The organism is Acinetobacter sp. YH16038, assembly GCF_013417275.1.
Classification (GTDB): Bacteria; Pseudomonadota; Gammaproteobacteria; order Pseudomonadales; family Moraxellaceae; genus Acinetobacter.
The window spans coordinates 1-1,267 of record NZ_VPEG01000164.1; the positions used below are offsets into that span (position 1 = coordinate 1).

Genomic DNA, 1,267 nt, shown 5'->3' on the forward strand with positions numbered 1-1,267 from the left:
GGATTGATACAGATACTTTCTTGGAAATTCACGCTCAACACTATGCAGACCGCTTTCATGTCGATGTTAAAAACACTTATGCGATGTTGTCAGAAGCAGTAATGACGCTATTTAATCGCCAAGTTACTTACATGACTATGGATGAAAAAAGAAATAAACCTGAAAAGCGTGTGGTTAGGTGGGTAAGCGGTATTTCTTATGTTGAAGGGGCAGGGATAGTCAAGCTTCGTTTTGCTCCTGAAGTAGTGCCATTAATCACTCGCTTAGAACAAAATTTTACTAGCTATGAATTAATGCAAGTTTCAAACTTAAATCTATACGCTACTCGCCTATATGAATTGTTAGTATGTTGGCGCAGCACAGGAAAAACGCCAATCATTGAAATTGGTGAATTCCGTTCTCGAATTGGTTTACAAGAACATGAGTACAAGCCAATGAATAACTTTAAGAATAGAGTCTTAGAGCCTGCAATTAAACAAATTAACGAACATACAGATATAACAGTCAAAGTAGAACAGCACAAAACAGGGCGATCTATTACGGGCTTTTCATTCAAGTTCAAACAAAAGCAACAGCCTAAATCAATCGAATCAAATCGAGATCCAAATACAACCGATCTGTTTGCCAAAATGACAGATGCACAACGACATATGTTTTCTCACAAACTGTCTGAAATGCCTGAAATGTCTAAGTATTCACAAGGTACAGAAAGCTTTCAGCAGTTTGCTGTACGTATTGCTGAAATGCTTTTACAACCTGAAAAATTTGATGAGTTTTATCCATACCTGGTGAAAGCTGGGTACAAGTAATAATAGATTACTTAGGGTCTATCACGCACCAATCTCGAACGGTAGACCCATTCAATGAATAACATTGCTGTGACATGATATGAACTAAATTCTTTCCGTCCCCTCGCTTTACGTCTACTCCATATTTTTCTGCTATTGCCCTACGCTCTGCAACTTCATCAAACGATGGAATCCATAAAATAGAAAATATTGTTATGAAAAGAACAAAGAGAAACATCCCTCCAGTGACATAGGCATAGTGTGTCCATTTGATGTGATTAAAGTCTTTAACGGCATGGGCTGCCCTTGATTCAATCTTCTTTGCTGTCAGTTCTGCTGCATTTTCGGCTGCCTGTTTTACAGCTTCAGATAACTGAGTTTTTAAACGCTCATTATTGTGCTGAATAGCTGCTAGCTCAGCCTGAATTTCAAGTTGCTGTTTTTCAGCAATAGCCAATAGTTCAAAGGCTCTATCTTCT

The 1,267-nt window shown here is 38.1% G+C and carries 2 protein-coding genes; one reads left to right on the forward strand and one right to left on the reverse strand.

What is annotated here, in order from left to right; all coding sequences use genetic code 11:
- A partial coding sequence (gene repM / locus FTV34_RS17555) for a replication initiation protein RepM (RefSeq protein ID WP_180070924.1) occupies positions 1-809 on the forward strand: 809 nt, incomplete at its 5' end.
- Positions 810-816: 7 nt separating this feature from the next.
- Here repM and FTV34_RS17560 read toward each other — a convergent pair.
- Positions 817-1,267, reverse strand: a 451-nt coding sequence (locus FTV34_RS17560) for a hypothetical protein (RefSeq protein ID WP_180070926.1), incomplete at its 5' end; no start/stop codon positions are given.